Source organism: Raoultibacter timonensis (genome assembly GCF_022845715.1).
Taxonomy (GTDB): Bacteria; Actinomycetota; Coriobacteriia; order Coriobacteriales; family Eggerthellaceae; genus Raoultibacter; species Raoultibacter timonensis.
In genome coordinates this window covers 1,537,788-1,555,485 of the sequence record NZ_AP025564.1, presented here as the reverse complement: position 1 = coordinate 1,555,485, position 17,698 = coordinate 1,537,788, and the positions used below count along the sequence as shown (strand labels likewise).

16 protein-coding genes and 1 tRNA gene are annotated in these 17,698 nt (G+C 61.1%); 2 read left to right on the top strand and 15 right to left on the bottom strand.

Annotation, left to right across the window (positions count from 1 at the left end):
- Positions 1–26: 26 nt before the first annotated feature.
- From MWL89_RS06205 to MWL89_RS06160, 10 genes are all read right to left on the bottom strand, one after another.
- Positions 27–323, bottom strand: a complete 297-nt coding sequence (locus tag MWL89_RS06205; protein WP_102378514.1) for a zinc-ribbon domain-containing protein — start codon at positions 321–323, stop codon at positions 27–29.
- 81 nt (positions 324–404) lie between these two features.
- A complete protein-coding gene (locus MWL89_RS06200) occupies positions 405–746 on the bottom strand; it encodes an oxidoreductase (protein WP_102378515.1) in 342 nt (113 codons plus the stop codon).
- 12 nt (positions 747–758) lie between these two features.
- A complete protein-coding gene (locus tag MWL89_RS06195) occupies positions 759–3,260 on the bottom strand; it encodes a molybdopterin-dependent oxidoreductase (protein WP_244412186.1) in 2,502 nt (833 codons plus the stop codon).
- Between the two features lie 234 nt (positions 3,261–3,494).
- On the bottom strand, positions 3,495–3,944 hold the full coding sequence (locus tag MWL89_RS06190) for a hypothetical protein (RefSeq protein WP_244412184.1): 450 nt from the start codon (positions 3,942–3,944) through the stop codon (positions 3,495–3,497).
- 130 nt (positions 3,945–4,074) lie between these two features.
- Positions 4,075–5,577 carry an MFS transporter gene (locus tag MWL89_RS06185; RefSeq protein ID WP_244412182.1) on the bottom strand — a complete coding sequence of 501 codons (1,503 nt, stop codon included), beginning with the start codon at positions 5,575–5,577 and terminating at the stop codon, positions 4,075–4,077.
- Between the two features lie 160 nt (positions 5,578–5,737).
- Positions 5,738–7,045, bottom strand: a complete 1,308-nt coding sequence (locus MWL89_RS06180; protein WP_244412181.1) for a trigger factor — start codon at positions 7,043–7,045, stop codon at positions 5,738–5,740.
- 370 nt (positions 7,046–7,415) lie between these two features.
- Entirely contained in the window at positions 7,416–7,655 is a 240-nt protein-coding gene (locus MWL89_RS06175) for a hypothetical protein (protein ID WP_102378520.1), read from the bottom strand.
- Positions 7,656–7,769: 114 nt separating this feature from the next.
- Positions 7,770–7,997 carry a hypothetical protein gene (locus MWL89_RS06170; RefSeq protein ID WP_102378521.1) on the bottom strand — a complete coding sequence of 76 codons (228 nt, stop codon included), beginning with the start codon at positions 7,995–7,997 and terminating at the stop codon, positions 7,770–7,772.
- 8 nt (positions 7,998–8,005) lie between these two features.
- Positions 8,006–8,341, bottom strand: a complete 336-nt coding sequence (locus MWL89_RS06165) for a 4Fe-4S dicluster domain-containing protein (protein WP_244412179.1) — start codon at positions 8,339–8,341, stop codon at positions 8,006–8,008.
- 15 nt (positions 8,342–8,356) lie between these two features.
- Positions 8,357–10,681: a molybdopterin-dependent oxidoreductase gene (locus MWL89_RS06160; protein ID WP_244412177.1), complete on the bottom strand. Its 2,325-nt coding sequence runs from the start codon at positions 10,679–10,681 to the stop codon at positions 8,357–8,359.
- A 325-nt stretch (positions 10,682–11,006) separates the two neighbouring features.
- On the opposite strand from MWL89_RS06160, the gene MWL89_RS06155 reads away from it, so the two are divergent.
- Positions 11,007–11,081: transfer RNA gene (locus MWL89_RS06155), tRNA-Thr, on the top strand.
- 78 nt (positions 11,082–11,159) lie between these two features.
- Here the strand turns inward: MWL89_RS06155 and MWL89_RS06150 are convergent.
- A complete protein-coding gene (locus MWL89_RS06150) occupies positions 11,160–11,894 on the bottom strand; it encodes a hypothetical protein (protein WP_244412176.1) in 735 nt (244 codons plus the stop codon).
- 594 nt (positions 11,895–12,488) lie between these two features.
- Between MWL89_RS06150 and MWL89_RS06145 the strand changes: the two genes are divergently transcribed.
- Positions 12,489–13,616, top strand: coding sequence for a putative ABC transporter permease (locus MWL89_RS06145; RefSeq protein ID WP_244412589.1), 1,128 nt, complete (start codon positions 12,489–12,491; stop codon positions 13,614–13,616).
- 79 nt (positions 13,617–13,695) lie between these two features.
- On the opposite strand, the gene MWL89_RS06140 is transcribed toward MWL89_RS06145, so the two are convergent.
- The 4 genes from MWL89_RS06140 to MWL89_RS06125 all read right to left on the bottom strand — a co-directional run bounded on the left by MWL89_RS06140 (position 13,696) and on the right by MWL89_RS06125 (position 17,575).
- Positions 13,696–13,905, bottom strand: a complete 210-nt coding sequence (locus MWL89_RS06140) for a helix-turn-helix transcriptional regulator (protein ID WP_102378526.1) — start codon at positions 13,903–13,905, stop codon at positions 13,696–13,698.
- Positions 13,905–14,282 carry a DUF6442 family protein gene (locus tag MWL89_RS06135; RefSeq protein ID WP_244412175.1) on the bottom strand — a complete coding sequence of 126 codons (378 nt, stop codon included), beginning with the start codon at positions 14,280–14,282 and terminating at the stop codon, positions 13,905–13,907. Before MWL89_RS06135 ends, MWL89_RS06140 begins: the two co-directional genes overlap by 1 nt.
- Before the next feature lie 248 nt (positions 14,283–14,530).
- On the bottom strand, positions 14,531–16,453 hold the full coding sequence (locus MWL89_RS06130; RefSeq protein WP_244412173.1) for an FAD-dependent oxidoreductase: 1,923 nt from the start codon (positions 16,451–16,453) through the stop codon (positions 14,531–14,533).
- 225 nt (positions 16,454–16,678) lie between these two features.
- The gene (locus tag MWL89_RS06125) at positions 16,679–17,575 is read right to left on the bottom strand and encodes a DMT family transporter (protein WP_244412171.1); all 897 of its coding nucleotides are present in this window, start codon (positions 17,573–17,575) and stop codon (positions 16,679–16,681) included.
- Between the last annotated feature and the right edge of the window lie 123 nt (positions 17,576–17,698).

The window sequence follows — 17,698 nt, the reverse complement described above, 5'->3', positions numbered from 1 at the left end:
CGACCGCACCGAATGTTTCCGCAACGCTATTCCGAAGGGATCTTGGGAGCCGCGGGGGCACCCGGAGCCTTCGGGGCACCGGGCATCGCAGCGCTCGGGGCGGCGGGTGCGGGGGCCGCTCCCGCGACAGCGGAAAGATCGATTCCGCATTCGGAGCACTCCGTTGCACCCGCGATGTTCATCTCGCCGCAGTGCGGGCACTTGATGCGATCCTCGGGAAGTTCGACGCCGCATTTCACGCATTTCTCCGCCACAGCGGGATTGATCATGCCGCATGCGGGACACGTCTTCGGCGTCGATGCAGCTGCTGGTCTAAAACACATGGCAGTCCTTCTTTCTCTCGAACATGCGAGACTCGGCCGATGCCGGAGCAGCGGATAGCCCGCCACCCCGGCAAACCGACCCTAGGGAATAAGAAGCGTGGTCCTGCGATCGCGCTCGGCCATCTTGGCCGCCAGATCCTCGACCGGACCGTACTCGATGGCGCTCGCCAGGCAGTGGAGCTGGCAGGCGGGAATCTCGCCTGCGGCTACACGGTCGGCGCACAGGTCGCAGTACGACGTGATGAGCGGGTAGTACGTGTGCTCCCACGTGCCCTCCTCCATCAGCTCCCAAGGGCCCATGACGAGCATCTTGATGCCGAATTGGCCGATGGGGTAATCGTGTTCGTTCTTGCATGACACCTCGCACGAATGGCAGCCGGTGCACCAGTAGTTGTCAATGAGCAAGCCGTATTTCTGAGCCATGATTCCAGCCTCCTATTCGGCCATGAGATTCTGCAGGGCGGGATCGTTCTTGATGGAGCCGGGGAAGTTCTGAAGGCTCGGAAGGTCTTGCGGTGCGTGCTCGACGAGCGGCACGTGATCGGCCTTGCTGAGCCTGCCGATCATGCACTTCATCGGTGCGCCAAAGCCGTAGTGTCCGACGAGGTTGTTGGGGATGAGCTCGTTGATGTTCGACTTCCACACGCCGCCGATGTTCGGCTCGCTCATGTCCTCCTCGGGATACCACCAACCGTGGTCGGCCATGACCACGTTCGGCTTGATGATGGGCGTGATCTTGGCCTTCTCATAGCATTTGCCCCAGGGGTTCTCGATGCACACCCATTCGCCTTCGGTTACGCCGATCTCTTCGGCGAGATCGGGGTGCATGGCCACGACCGGATACGGCTTGATCTCGCGCAGCATCTTGGATTGGCGGTGCTCCGAATGGAACGACGCCCAGTTGCGCGCGCCCGTGGTGATGGTGATGGGGTACTCGTCTTTCCAGTTGGGATGCTCGTTCGTGTAATCGGCCATGAAGCGGGAGGCGGCGCAGGAATGCAGGTCGTCCGCATCGTCTTGCCAGTACTCGCTGAATATCGGCTCCTCGTAGTACGGAAGCGGATCGCCGCCGCACGCGGCGAACATGAGGCTGAACAGCTCGACTTTGCCCGTCGTGGTGTTGAAGCCGGGCTGCCCGTCGGGGCGCAGCATGCCGCGTTCGTACTTGCGGTATTCGGTCTTACGGCATACCTGCACGTGCTCTTTGAGGTACTCCCAATCGTGATCGAACCCGACCACCTTGGTGAGGTCCTCGGAGATGTAGCGCTCGATGCTTTCGACCTTGCTTTCGCCGTCCACGTAGAAGTTGTCGCGGAACGCCGGACGTTGAGCCAGGTCGTGAACGATCTCGAACTCGCTCTTGCAATCGCCCACCGGCTCGACCGCCTTCACCATGGCGGCCACGGGTCCGGGATGCTCGCCCATGAGCTGCGTGATGTAGCCGTCGTGCTCGAGCCAGGTGGCCAGAGGCAGGAACAGATCGCAGCACGAGGCGATGGTGGGATTCATGAAGATGTCCTGAGCCACCACGAAATCCATCCGCTTGAGCGCCTTGTGCCAACGGCTGGGCTGGGCGGTGTTGGTGGGTGCGACCGGATTGGTGTGCAGGATCCAGCAGAAGCGCACCGGATACGGCTCGTCGGTCTCGAGCGTGGGCAAGAACTCGTCGGGCACCGCCTTGCCGAGCAGGAGCTTGTAGATGGGATACACGTCGAGGCCGACGGTGCTGTCGCGCTGCTCCTGGGTTACCGGGTTGGGCGGCACGGTCTCGCGCTTCTTGCTGCCCGCCACGCCGTCGACGTTGTCGAACTGGTTTCCGCCGAAGTCGAGCGTGATGTTCCATCCGATGTTCGTGCCGCCGGGGATGTCGAGGTTGCCCGTGATGGCCACAAGGGCATACAGGCAGTGCACGCTCTGCACGCCGTTGGGGTTCTGGTCGTTGGCGAGGCCCATGTTGAGCCCCCACGGCTTTTCGGCCAGGCAGCGCGCGACCGCGCGGATGGTCTCGGCCGGAACCTCGGTCACCTCGGCCGCCCACTCCACCGTGTGCTCCATGACGCGCTCTTTGAACTCGTCGAAGCCGTAGCACCACTTCTCGACGAACTCGTGGTCGTAGAGATCCTCATCGATGAGCACCCGCAGAAGGCCGAAGGCGAGCGCCGTATCGGTGTTCGGGCGCAGCTGCATGTAGTGCAGCGCACGGGTCGACAGCCAGTTCACGCGCGGATCGACGTTGATGAGCTTGGTGCCCCGCTTCAGAAGCTCGATGATGGAGTGGCCCCAGGTTCCGTCGGGATTGGACCGCAGCGAGTCGCGGCCCCAGTTGAGCAGGTACTTCGGCTGCACGTACTCGGGATCGTCGTAGCGCCCGGGCAGGCCGTTGGCGAAGTCGTACTCGATGTAGCCCGCGCCGCCGATCATGGAGCATACCGTGTCGCGCGGAGCCATGCAGGAAAAGCCCGTCTGGGTATAGCACTGGTTCGTGGTCACGCAGATGCGGGCGGAGGTGTTCGTCATGTAGCGTCCCGCTTCGCGTCCGGTGCCGGTCAGCACCGTCAGGCTGTTCGGACCGTACTGCTCCTTGCATTTGTTGATCTCTTCCTCGATCTTATCGTAGGCCCAATCCCACGAAACGACCTTCCAGGCATCGGCGTTTCCGCGGTCCTTGGGGTCGCGGTACATCGGATGCACGACGCGATCGGGATGGTAGATCAGATCGAGCACACGCAGGCAGCGTACGCATAGGCGGCCCTTGGTAGTGGGATGATCGGGATCACCCTCGATTTTCACGCACTTGCCGTCTTTCACGTAGGCAAGCACGCCGCACCCCATGCCATGGCAGCCCGGAGGCGACCAGGGGGATGTACGGTGGACTTCGGTGCCGTCCTCGAGCACGCGTACCCGCGGAGCGGCATGTTCATCAATGTAAGTAGCCAACTCTGATACCTTCTTTCTGGTTTCTCGTCGTATTCGCATCGCCCCGAAAGACGACGCCCCTCGCCGAACACTCAGGCGGAGGCCTGAACTTTGCGCGCCTCCTGCGAAAGCGCTGCGTGCTCCAATGCCCGCGCATGCAATCCCCCTTACCCGATCGTTGGATCCGCCCCTCGTCCGGTACATGCCGCCTTGGCTGAACACGCACGCAAACGGTCGACGGCAGGTTTCAGATCATCAGAAAACGCCCATGGCGAACAGCAGCAGCATGATACCGACGACCGACACCGAGCAGCCGAGCAGGTGCATGAACGCAAACCGCTGCTCCCCCGATGTCACGTACATGGTCGGTTGCGCGGGATTGACGTATATGCAATAGGTCTTGCCATCGAGAAACGGTACGGCGAGCCGCCCGCGCCCCAGATAGAGATGGAAGAACACGTTCGCGCTCTTACCCTGGTAAGATCGGCCCTCGAATTCGTAGCGAAATTCGGGTACGGCAAGGACGAAAAAACCCGATAGCCTGTTCGACTCCGATTGGTCCCCCGGTTCCTTGCCGATATAGCGCGCAGGGGTCGCTTCCTGGCAAAAGTCGGTTTTCTTGGTAGCCACAACGTCCACGAACAAGATCGCACAACCCGCGAAGGTGACGATTACGGCGATTGCAAGGAGTATGGTGTCCATCATTTCGACCTGCTCTCATTCATCGATTGCCGCTGCAAACCGGATGCATCCTCGAATCGTCGGGATACTCCCGGCCGCCCGATCCGAATCCGGCAAAAAGGCGCTCAGCCGGATTCGGAAGTCGGGCACGAAGCTATTTGGCGTTGCGCTCAGCCAACGCCTCTTCCGCTTCTTTCATCTGAGCGGAGGTCAGACGATGCAGGAAGAAGAAGACGACGAAGCAGACGATCATGGCAATGGCCGGAACCATGAAGGTCATGAACGTGATGCCCTGGACCATGGCCTCGGATACCACCTCGACCGAAGCGCTGTATCCGATCGATGCCAGGCCGAAGCCGATGATGGCGCCCTGGAACATCTTGCCGATGTTCGGGCACCACTGGATCGTGCCCATGATGAACGCCTTGGCGCTTTCGCCCTTCTTGTACTCCTGGTAGGTGATGGCGTTGGCCATGCAGGAGAACTCGACGGCCATCATCATGTTGCCGCCGAAGAAGCTGACGACGATCGCAATCGTGAAGATCAACGTCGACGATGCGGCGCCGAAGTAGCCGAACACCATCGAAACGATGACGATGGCGATGCCGGTGAGGTACGTGATGCGGTTGCCGAGCTTGCGGGCTATCGCCTCGCCGCAGAACGTGCCGACCAGGCCCGCTGCGTTCGCAAGCGTCAGGCATCCGGCGTAGAGCATGGGCTGGTCGAACACCACGGTACAGTAGTACACGGCCATAGCGCCGAGCAGCATCGACCAGATGGCGCGACCGACTTCGCCGATGAACAGGCCCAATGCGGGAAGGTTCGTGAAAAAGTACTTGAGGCACTTCCAGATGGACACCTTCTCGATGTCGCTCTTGACCTCCTCGGTTTTCTCCCCGGCCTTCTTCGCCTCGTAGCGGCGCCGGCAGTACTCCTCGGTCGGATCCATGCCCTTGAACATCTTGAACAGGTAGACGTACGCGAGCACGAAAACGATGCCCCAGATGAAAGCCGTGATGGTGTAGCCGATAACCGTATCGGGGCGGGTGTTTGAGGCAACGTCGCCGCCGGCGAAGAAGATGATCATGGGCAGCGAAACCGCGGCGAACAGAAGCTTGATGATCAGGTTGCCCTGAGCTTTACGGGCGGACATCAGCGCACGGTCGGCCTCGGTCCTCGACGCGACCGTAATCATCGACGTCGCGGATATCATGAACAGGTTGATGAAGAACTGGCCGATAATGTAGCAGCCGCCGATCAATACGGCTTGGGCCACACTGCCGGTCTCGACACCGATCCAGGTCCAATCGGTCCAAGCGCCCATGATGAATATCAGAGCGCACACAGGTGCGAACAGCATGTAGGAGCGGTATTGGCCCCAGCGCAGCCACACGCGCTCGATGATGACGGCGGCAATGAACACGATGATCCATGCCATGAAACTCGATATGGTGGTCATGGTGCCCATCAGCGCAGGATCCATGCCCACCGCGTTCGTAAGGAAGTAGTTCCAATACGAACTCAGCATTTGATTCCACCCGGAGAAGAACATCATGCCGAGGCCATACATGAGTCCCATTTTCTGGGATATGGCGTTCGTGATCTTCCCCACAGCACCCCCCTGAGGCTCGGGAGCGGAAATCGTCGTATCGGTCATGTTTTAACCCCTTTTCCTCCTCGCACGCAAAGGTGCGATGCCTTCGATGTCAACTGCATCCTTTATGCGCACAGTCCCCGTAGCGCAAACCACCTCCCGTTTTGATGCCGAGATGCCCAGCGCCTCGAATGCGGCGGCTCGAACAAAACGCGGCATCGGATCAGTTTTCGACAATCATTGTTTCCATCAGCCAGGACAAGGCTTTCTTGCGGCGAATGCTCTCGCCGAGCGACGCCCTGAAACCGCGCCGCTCGAATTCCTCGTCTGACAGTTTGGCTAGAGCCTGGGGAAGTTCTGCCTTCGCTGCGGCGATCTCATCGTCCGTCTCCTCGATTCCCCGCTCGCGCGCCAACGCGTCGAGCGCCAGATTCTGACGGAGCGTCTCGGCCGCCTGCATGAACACGTGCATGGCGAACGCGTCTTTCGTGGTGCCGTGCTCGTCGCAGTATTCCTCGAGCGTCATGCCCTTGGCATCGATCGAATCGAGCGTCGATGCCATCAGCGAATCCTTCGCTTCCTGGTACATCTCGTCGGGAATAGTGCCGACGAGCCTCTTCTCGAGAGCCGACCGAACCCGAAGCACGAGCTCCTGCCGCTCGACTTTCCCCCTTTGCTGTTCCAGATCGGCACGAATATGGGAGCGGAAGCCCCCGAGATCGCCGAACTGGGGCAGCACGCGCTCGACCCACTCGTCGTCGACGACGGGAACGACCCGTTGCTGCACCTCGTACAGCCGAACCGAAGCCTCGTAGCGATCGCGTCCCCCGTCGGCGCTGCCGTCGGCCACGTCGAACGCGAATGCGCGCTCTTCGCCAACGGCCATACCGCAGACGTTGTCGACGAATCCCCGAGGTACGAGCCCTTCGGATATCTCAACGCGACGCCTCAAGCCCGAAAGGCTTTTGCAGGGCTCGTCGTTCTTCAGCATGTCGACGTCCATGAGCGCGAAATCGCCCTTGCGGACGTCCTCGTGATCGGCGCGCTGGAATTCGGCGCATTGCTGCGCGGAATAGGCTATCTGGGCATCGATGTCGCTCTCTTCTACCGCAACGACGGGGCGCTGTATCCTAACGGGCCCCGCATCGAGAAGCGAGAGTTCGGGTCGGGGGGTGAGATTGGCCGCGAAGGAAAAGGGGCAGCCGAAGGCGGGCGGCTCATCGGCATGAACGCCCGGTGCGAGCACGGTATCGATGCCGAGCTCGCGTACCGCTTCGGTCGTGAGCCGATTGAGAAGAAAGTCCCTGCTTGCGGCCTGAACCTCCTCGGCTCCGAGCGCCTCTTCGAGACCCGACGCCAAAGAGGTACGATCTTTTGCCATCGCGTCGATCCCCCTGACGCGCGCCATCAAACGGTAGAATTCATCGAGCAGTTCGTCGACCCGCGAGGCTTCGACTTCGATTGCTACCTCTATGCGCTGGCCGCCGTCCTTCTCCTCGGCAGCGAGCTTGGTGAACCCAGCTTGAACCATGATGACATCTCCCCTATCGATCCTCGCTCAACGCCCCGCGCGGCCGCACGCCCCTATGCGCACGGCCGATCCCGCCCATGTGCTACCTGGCGCCGGGAGCCTTCGGTGCGCCGGGTGCCGCAGGTGCGCCGGGCGCCTTCGGCGCTCCGGGGGCGCTGGGCGCGGGAGGGCGGCCGGGGGCGCCCATAGGGCGCGGCCCGCCCGAAGAGAGCTCGGTACCGCATTGCTTGCATTCCGTATCGAAGTAGCTGTTCTCAGCCCCGCACTTCGGGCACTGCTTCGTTGCTGTTTGCGCATCAGCCGGTCTAAAACACATAGAAGTTGCTCCTTACTCGCACCTGCTCGCACCGCTCTACGGCCTCTCGAGCATCTACTTGACTTTCTCCCCGTTTTTCTGGGCTTTGTAGTACCTGCCCAAAGGAACGATCTCTCCCCTCTCGGCGGGATCCTCATCGCCGACGAGGCGGTAGTACACGATCTCGGGCATCATCTCCACCTCGTTGAGCCACTCGTAGCGGTAGTACAATGCACCGTCGAGCAGATACGCCTCCACCGTCGATTCGGCGGCGAGCAGATCGGCGTACCTCTCCTTGATCTCCTGAAGCTCCATCACAGCCCCTTTCCCGCCTTGCCGGCTGGAGTCAACCGGCAAGGGCACTCGATCCAGCCATACCATCGGCGAAGCTGCGCCCTCGGCCGAAGGACTTCGGGCGCAACCCCTCGTCTACTTCAGCTTGTCGCCCTTTTGCGCCTCGTGGAACTCGACCGTGGTCACCTGAACGGGCTCGCCCGCGTCGTCGGTGATCTTGTTGAAGGTGATCTGCCCCGGCTCAGTGACCGGATCGGCCGCATCGTAGCGGTAGTACAGCGCACCGTCCTTGAGGTAGGCCTCAACGCAATACCAGTCGCTCACAAGCTCGCCGTACTTCTCTGCAACGTCTTCCCTGTTCATGTCTTCCCCTATTCCTCGCATGGAACGAACAACACCATGTGCGACGACGTCATCTGCTTCGCCAGCTCGTCCACCGGGCCGTATTGCATGCAGAGGCCCTGGCAGTGGTGCACGCACGTTGGCAGGCGGCCTTCCTTCACGCGGTCGGCGCACAAGTCGCAACGATCGGTCGGCGTGGGGATGAAGTTGAACTCCCAGGTGTCCTCCTTAACGAGGTCGGGACCCTGCTGGGTGAGCTTGATGCCCCATTCGCCCTCTTGGTATCCATGCTCCACCTTGCACGCCATCTCGCAGCTATGGCATCCCGTGCAAAAGTTGTAATTGATAAGCAAACCGTTCAACATGCCTCTTCCTCCCTTCTATCGATTCACGACTTCGAACTGGTTTCGTCCGATGTTTTCAGGCATATCGCCCTTGGGCTCGGTTCCGTCTTCGACCTTGTAGACCTTGCAGATCTGCGTCTTGTAGGACGATCCGTAGCCGGCTGTCGCCATATCGTTTTGGATGGTCAGGCAGTTGATGTTCGAATCGAACGCGCCGTACAAACCGTCTTCGAGCTTGCCGGAGCGCTCGGGGAACCACCATCCGTGCTCGGCCATGATCGTGCCGCGCAAGATGGCGTCCGACACCTCGGCCTTCTGCATGATCTTGCCCCATTGGTTCTCCAGATACACCCAGTCGCCGTCGCGGATGCCCAGCGCTTCGGCATCCTGGGTGTTGATCTCGCACAGAGGCCAGGGATGGAACTCGCGCATCGATTTGAGCTGACGGTGCTCGGAGTGGAAGAACTCCCAGCTGCGGCGGCCCGTCGTGAGCACGAAGGGGTATTCCTTCGCCTCCTCGGGTGCGGAGACGGGACTGCACGTAGGCTCCTTGAAGCTCGGCAGAGGATCGATGCCCGCCGAATCGTACATGGTGCAGTACAGCTCGATGCGCCCCGTGGTCGTGTTGAAGCCCGGCTGCTTGTCGAATCGCATGTCGCCCGTTTCGTACTTGCGGTACTGGAACTTCGGATACACGAGCGTCTTTTCCTGCAGCTCCTCCCACGTGATGTCGAACGGCATCGATGAGAGGTTCTTCATGACGTACTCGTTCATCTCGGGAACCGTGTCCCAGAAGAACATGTCGGGGTTCAGGATCTGACCGAGTTCGAGCATGATCTGCTCGTCGCCGCGCGCATCGCCCGCCTGGAGGATCTTGTTGATGGCCCGAAGCGGCGTGAACCAGGCGCGGATGCCCCAACGCTCGCAGCCCATGGCGATGGGCAGCACGATATCGGCGCAGCCCGCAGCCGTCGGCGTCATGAACAGATCGCATACGACCACGAAGGGAACCTTCTGCCACGCCTCGTAGACGCGCTTGGATTCTCCCGCCATGTTGATGAAGCTGTTGGTGGAGCAGAGAAAGCCCATCTTGATGGGATAGGGCTCGCCGGTCTCCATGGCCAGCAGGATGTCGTCGCCCATGGAGTGCGGGCCGAATCCGACCGTGCGCAGCGCGTACTTGCCGTCGCCGAGCCGCCCCTCGCGTACCTGCTTGCCCATGCCCTTGCAGATGTTCTCGCGGATGTCGGACTGCACGTGGCCGTACTTCACGTTCACGAAACCGCCGGGAACGTCGATGGAGCCCGTCAGGACCTCGACGGCCGCAACGGCGAGCGAGGCGCCTACGGCCCATTTCGTCTGATCGAGCGGCAGACCCCACTGCAGGGCTACCGTGCCGGCGCTGCCCAGATAGCGGGCTGCTTCGACGATCTTCTCCGCGGGCACCCACGAGATCTTCTCGACGACCTCGGGGGTGTAGGCGGCAGCGCGTTCGGCCAAAGCCTCCATGCCGTACACCCACCTGTCGCAGAACTCTTTATCGTAGAGATCCTCTTCGAGCATGACGTGGCAGATGCCAAGGGCCACAGCGGCATCGGTGCCGGGGCGAAGCTGCAAGAAGATGTCGGCGTGCGCAGCCATCCACGTGACACGCGTGTCGACGACGAACAGTTTCGTTCCGTGCTGCATGCAATCGACGATCCAGTGCCCGAAGAACCCGTCGGCGTTGGAAACGACGGGATTGCACGCCCAATTGAGAACCACGTCGGGCCGACGGTATTCGGGATCGTCGAAGCGCTCGGCGGAAAGCTGGGCGCAGTCGGCGATGAAATCGGAGCCGAAGATGGCGTTCATGGCCTGCAGGCGCGGCGTATAGCAGCAGTCTCCCGAAAGCATGCCCGCCGTATCGTTGGGGGTCTGGAATCCGGCGAATGCGAGCGAGGACGTCTGCCAGGTGGCGTTGCGTCCCGTGCCGATGCCGGTGACGATGGACTTCGGGCCGTATTCCTCGGTAACCTCGCGGGCCTTCTCGGCGATGATAGCGTACGCCTCGTCCATCGTGATCTCTTCCCACATGTTCTCGCCGCGCTCCCCCACGCGCCTGAGCGGATGGAGGATGCGGTCGGGATGATTGACCGCCTCGACCATGGCCAAGCAGCGCATGCACAGCCTGCCCTCGTTCACCGGTGAACGAGGATCGCCCTCGATCTTCACGAGCTTGTCGTCTTTCGTGTAGAACAAAACGTTGCACCCCTGATGGCAACCGGGGCCCGACCACTGGCAGCTGCGCGTGACGGTTACATCCCCCTCTTGCCATTGCCACTCTTCGCGATAGAGATCAGGATTCATTCCTTTTCTCATCAACACTCCCTTCTCTCGTCCCAAGCCGTCCTACCGCCTGCACGCATCTCGAAAAGCGCGGCGCCGACGGCCGATCAACCTCGCTGGGCAGCGATTGTATAGGGGAAGGGGGGCATACGAAAAAGTCAAATGTGCGCGCCCGATAGCGAAGGGGCGGCATAGGACGGCTTCCGATTCGCTTCGCCGCTCGAACCGGAACCCTATGGGAATCATTCCCAAACGGAATGGGTGCCATTCATGTGCGCAATCCCGCGCAGGCATCAGGCGTTTCCGCTTTTTCTTTCGGCCGGTTTGTCGTACAATACGCTTTCGCGTCCTCGGACGTGCCAGTGTGGCGCAACGGTAGCGCAGCAGTTTTGTAAACTGCGGGTTGCAGGTTCGAATCCTGTCACTGGCTCCACGGAGAAAAAGGCCAGCCGATCGATGCGGCTGGCCTTTGCTCGCACGGAGCCGATTGCTCCGAATGCGCCTTGCGGGCCTATGTCCAAGACTGGGCGAACACCTCGAACGTCTCGTACGCAGGGACCCCGTAGCCCAAAACGTCGAACGAGGTCGTGGATCCGGCGGCGAGGTTGTTCACGAAGCCGGAATACCCGCCCACGATCGCACCGGAGCCGTCGCGCAGCAAGACGCTCACCGCAACCATGCCGAGATCTTCATCCTCGAGAAGGCTCGTGATCTCACCGACGAAGTTGACCGTGCCGAAGCCGCTCTCCTGCGCCGTCGTCCCGCTGATCTCGAACGCATCCTCTGCGGCTTCGGCCTTCTGCCAGCTGCTTTCCGAAACGTTTACGCCGAACTCGACGGTTGCGGGAGCCGTGCCGGTACCGGCCTGCCCCGCCCATGCCACGCGCTGACCGGGCTTGAGCCCCATCAGTATCTGCTCGTCGGAAGAAACGACGTTGCCGTCGGCGTCTTTGCCGGTTATCTTGACGGCAGGGAACATCGCTGCCATATCTCCCTCGTTTTCGAGGACGATCCCGTAATGCACGTAGCCCTGATCGTCGACCGACCAGCCCGATTCGACGACGACCACCTCGTTTTTAGCTTCTTCCCGCTGTCCTGCGGATCCCTGGGCGGATTCCGTTTGCCCAGGGGCGCCCGCCGCATCGGACTGGCCTTCGGTTTCGCTTCCCGAGGAGCAGCCCGCAACCGCAAGAGCCAGCACGGCGGTGCAGCCGACCAGAGACGCTTTCTGAATTATTCCTTTCATGGGGTTTCCTCCAAAAGGTCATGCCGGGACGCATGATCGCTCGATCGTCTCCCGGCGAGATGTATCGGTACCGCCCGGCTCGTCCGGGCTGCTCATGGCTAAAAGCCCGATGCTTCAAAGACCAGAAACCCTCGAGTCCGAATCTCCCGCGGCGGCGTATCTTAATTCCTAGTTATTTACTAGTAATTTTGACAAGACACACCTTACCGTCGGGAAACCCATGATCTTCGCACGCGCCATGCGTTCCAGAGAACCTCCACCGATTCGCTCTTCCGTACTTCTGCCGAGGTACGATCCCACTGCGGAAGCGCGATCCGCGAGCTGCGCGGAGCATGCGCTTTGCCGTGTTTCGGTTGGCAAAACAGCACTGCCGTGATACAGTTTTCAGGATTTAAGTTACCTCTTGCAGAAAAGAACATACGCGACGAACGCAAAACGGTCGATCGGCCGTTTTGACTATGCAGCCATCGACAGGAGCACCGAATGCAGGATCACGACGCTCAACTTTCGAGCGAACACGACCTCGAGCCCGAAACCGACAACGTCCCGCCCGATCCCGATGCCCCGCTCGACAGCAAGAAGATCCCCATCCTGATGAAGGTGTTCGGCGTCCTCTGCCTTCTTGGCGGTATCGCGGTTCTGCCGATCATCGGCCTGGTCTGCTTCGTGATGGTCGAAGCGTTTCAAGAGGGCGCGTTCTCCGACGACTCCATCGTCTCGAACATCCTGTTCTTCGCCCAGATAGGTTTCATGGCGGCGCTTACCGTGCTGTTCATCGTGCTCGGAGCGAGGCTCCTGCGCAACAAGCGGCGCGGAGCGCGCCAGACCGCCGAAGCGCTCATCGTGCTCACGATCCTCATCGTACTGTGCGACATGATGCTCTTCGGCCTGAACGAAGACGATATCTTCTACGCCGTGGTCCTCGTCGTACTCATCGCGCTTTCGAGCTACGTCGACCCCTCGCTCGCCGAGGAGCGAGAGCTGCAGCGCAAACTCCGCCTCATGGAAGACCGCTCGCAGGCAGAGCTCGGCGACCAAGCCGGCCACGATCTTTCCGGCAAGGGCTTCATCACCCTGAACTTCTTCAACGTCTTCTGGATTTTCGTCGTGTGCTGCGTGCTCGGCCTCATCCTCGAAACGATCTACCACTTCATGCTGTTCGGCGGGTACGAAGACCGCGCAGGCCTTCTGTTCGGCCCGTTCTCGCCCATCTACGGGTTCGGCGCCGTGCTCATGACCGTCGCCCTGAACCGCTTCCACGATAAGCCGATCATCCTGATCTTCTTGGTGAGCGCGGTCATCGGCGGTGCGTTCGAGTATCTGACGAGCTGGTTCATGCAGTTCGCCTTCGGCATCGTCGCCTGGGATTACACGGGAAGCTGGCTTTCGATCGACGGCCGCACGAACGGCATGTTCATGATCATGTGGGGCATCCTCGGCGTGGCATGGATCAAGCTGCTGCTGCCGCAGATGCTCAAAGTCGTGAATCTGATTCCATGGAACTGGCGCTATGCGGTGACGACGGTGGCTGCGGCGCTCATGATCGTGGACGGAGCCATGACGCTCATGTCGCTCGACTGCTGGTACGAACGGGAAGCGGGCAGAACCCCCGACACCCCGATCGAGCAGTTCTTCGCCGATCATTTCGACAACAGCTTCATGGAGCACCGCTTCCAGAGCATGTCGATCGACCCCGACAACGCCACCCGTACCGACCGGTGATGCGCCGGACCCACCGCGATAAGAATGCAGGGAACGGCGACTTCGCGGGCCGCCGTTCTCACGTTTCGGGCACAGGGGATCAATCGAAGTAGAACAGCTCTTCGAACTTCTTGTCGAGCGCGATGCAGATGATGAGCGCGAGCTTGGCCGTCGGGTTGAACTGCCCCGTCTCGATCGAAGAGATCGTTTGGCGCGACACGCCGATGAGCCGGGCGAATTCGAGCTGCGAGTACCCCGCCTCCTTACGTGCGGCAGGCAGGTTGTTCTTGAGGATGAGCTTGTCGTCCATCAGATATCGATCCCGTTCAAACGCAGGATATAGGCAACCAGGAACAGCAGCCCGCCGAGGGCAAAGATAATTCCACCTGCCAGATGCGCGCGATAGCGCGAATAGCGGAAGTACATGAGAAACGTCGCCGAAGCGCCGAAAAACGCCAGGCCCATGATGTCGTTTGCAGGCTGGCCGAACAAAAACGATTTCACCTGAGCGTATACGACCGCAATCGCGAACGTGACCCACATACCGACCGATGCCGCCCGGGTCTCGTTCTGCCTCTCGCGCTCATCGGCAATGCCGTACTCCTTGCGGCTCTTCTCGAGGATCTCTTCCTTATCCATGAACGCCTCCGATCCCTGCACCGCGGGCTCGTGCTCGACCGGTGCCATTCTGCCAAGTTTTCTTGACATAATGGAGTATAGCTCGTGCCAAGTTTACTTGTCAACTAAAGGAGCTGCCGCGTGAGAAGCCCGGATTCTCAGGGTCGAAAACGCTTCGCGCAGAAAAACCCGGGGGTTCGGTGCGGTTTTTTCTGCACAGCCCACCGGTACGCGATCCGGCGCAGGAGGCCGCCCGCCGATGCCGCGCGCCCGTCGGGTGCGGACGGCCCGACGGGCGCAATGCTGCCGCCGATCAGCTATCGAGCGGCTATCGCCGTTCCCGCAGCGAATCCGTCGGCCATGCTGCCGACGCCGCAGATGTCCTGGCGCGTCTCTCCTGCCGCATACAGGCCGGGGATGGGCGATCCGGCCTCATCGAGAACCTCGTGCGTGCTCTCGTCGGTGGACAGGCCGCCGATCGTGATATGGGCGGCCCACGTTACCGGCGACGCAAAGAACGGCGGCTCCTCGACCGAGCTCAGTTCGGTGAAGAGGTAGCGGCCGAATTCCTCGTCCTCGCCCGCGTGCACGGCCTCGTTGAACGCCTCGATGGTCTTGACGAACGTCGCCTTGTCGCAGCCCATCTGCTCCGCCAGATCCTCGAGCGTGTCCGCCTTGTAGAGCAGGCCGCGGCGCAGCAGCGTTTCCTGCCGCTCTTCGGAAGGATAATCGCTGCACTTCTTATCGCAGACGAAGAATCCGAGGTTGTCGGTCTGTTCCATCATCGCCGCCGAGATCGTGAAGCGGTCGGTGGTTTCGTCGACGAAGCGGTTTCCGCTCTGGTTGACCACCGGGCTGTCGCCGAACGAGCCCATGATATCCTCGAACGAGAAGTTCACCGGATCGTTGAACGGGAAGAGCATCTGGTTGCCCATGTCCACCACGCCTGCGCCGAGCTTGGTCGCCATCGCGATGCCGTCGCCGGTGTGCCCGTTGACGTTGGTGGTCGGAATGGTGCTCTCGGGATAGGGCCACTCGGTATTGTATTCCTTGAGCATAGCGGAATTGCCCGAGAACCCGCCCGATGCAAGAAGCACGCTTTCCGCCTTGACGGTGTAGGTCGATCCGTCCTCGGCGGTCGCCTCTACCCCGACAACGGCGCCGTTCTCGACGATCAGGTCGGTTGCGGCCACGGCAAGGTATATCTCGACATCCATAGTGCCGTTCGAAATGACCTTGTCGTAGAAATCGAAGTAGCCTTCGCCGTTGACGCCCTCGGCAGGACCCGACCAACGCGGATACTGGTATCCCGTGATCGCGAACGTGGGGGTGATCCACTCGAATCCGTTTTCGGTCATCCACTCGTTGAGCGCCGAGATATTGCGCCCCACGGGAAGGTACGACTCGACGGGAAGACCTTCACCTGCCGTAACCGCGAAATCGAGCGCATAGTAGTTCGGCGAATCGAACAATTTCGTAGCGCCCGACGCCTGATGAGCCTCGAACTCGTCGCGTACGGCCTGCACCACTTCGGGGTTCGACGACGCCGCGATGTCGCTCGCTAGAACGTCGGCCACGTAACGCTCGAGCTCGGGCGTCATGTCGGGGCGAGCGCTATCGGGGGCCGCCAAATACTCGAGGTATCCGCCCGACACGAGGCAGTTGCCGCCGATGTTCGAATTCTTCTCCAGCACGACAACGCGCTTGCCGCCCTGCGCCGCCGCAATGGCGCCGCCCATGCCGGCGGCTCCCGCGCCGATGACGACGACATCGGTTTCAAGGTCGACGTGCTCGCTGCTCGGCTCGGGCGCCCCCTTTTTCTTGAGGGCGGATACGTTGCCGCCCGCCTGCTCTGCGCACGAGGCAACCGCACCCACGATGCCCATGCTCGTAAGCGTCGACCCCGTAACCGTATCGACTCCCAGCCCCTGGGCTTCGAGAATCCGCTCGGGCATCTTCTCGAGAGCGGGTTGCGCGATGCGCGCCGTATCGCCGTTTTTCACGATGCGGATTTCGGCGATGGAATCTTCAGTGAAATCGGTTTCGACGACGATGGCGTCGAACTTGCCTTCGGCTTCGCCCGTATACGTGCCCGCAGTGAATCCACCTGCCTTGCCGCTCTCCCCCTGGGCGCTCGGCGCGCAGCCGGCAAGGCCGAACACGGCGAATTGAACGCCCGCCACCGTTGCCGCACCGATAAACGCACGGCGGCTGATTCCCGTCGAAGCTTTTCCTCCCATTGCGATCACTCCTTTCGCGGCCGCATACCGCGGCTTGTGCATTGACGAAAAGAGCCTAGCCCTGCACGGGGAAAAGCAGTACACCCCTCTGGGGGGTATTTGCATATACGCTGGTCAATTGCCTGAATACGATTTTGAGCAACAATTGGCGGTGACGCATCGGTGCCGTCGCGAACGCGGTGATGCAAGCCGGCTGGCGGTTCGATATGAGCGAGGGAAGATATCCTACTTCGCAGAGCCGGCATCCGGCGCGGCGTCGATTCGCTTCTTCCTGCCAACGAGCTCGCCGAACGCCGCTCCCCCGAGGATGAGGGCGGCACCGACAACCTGCACGAGGGCGAGCTGCTCGCCGAGGAACACCGCCGAGAACGCAAGCGCCGACAAGGGCTCGAGGTACCCGAAAATCGAAACGGTCTGCGCGGACAGATGCTTGATGGAGGAGAAGTACCAATAGCAGCCGAGGCCGGTGTTCACCACTCCGAGAAACAGGATCGGTGCGATGCTCTCGGCAGGGATCGAGATCTCGCCCGTATGGTTCGCCACCGTGAACACGAAAACCGACACGCAGGCGAACACGAGCTGCCACAGGGAGTTCTCGATGCCGGTCACGCCTTCGGCCAGCTTGTTCGCTATCACCATGACGGCGTACATGATCGCCGAAAGGACGCCGCACGCAAAACCCCATGACGATTCCGCCGAAGGCGGCGCAAACCCGTTCACGCACACCATGCCTCCGAGCACGGCGGCGAACCCCGCAACCAGGGCAAGGCTCATCCGCTCTTTGAACACCACAGGGGCAAGCGCCATGACGATAACGGGGCCGCAGTAGTACAAAAGCGTCGAGACGCTCACGCCGACAAGCCGGTAGGCCTCGAACAGAAGCATCCAGCTCGCACCCATGGCAACGCCCGAAACCACAAGGCAGGCAACCTGCTTGCCGCCGACGCGCACGATCTGCATCTTCCTGCGGCTCACGGCGAACACGACCGCAAGGAACAAAGCGCCAACGAGCGTACGGGCGAGCACGATCTCGTAACTCGGCAGATCGATCATGCTCGCAACGATGCCGTTCGTGCCGAACAGCACGAGGGCGGCGAAATATGAGAGGTAGGCGCGATTCATCGGTTCCTTTCGGCTCCCGCTCGAAAACGGAATAACGCTGAACATGATACCCGACGAGGCGCGCGCGGAACGCAGATGCACCGGTTTTACTGCACCGCATCGAAACAACAGTCGCCAGACGGC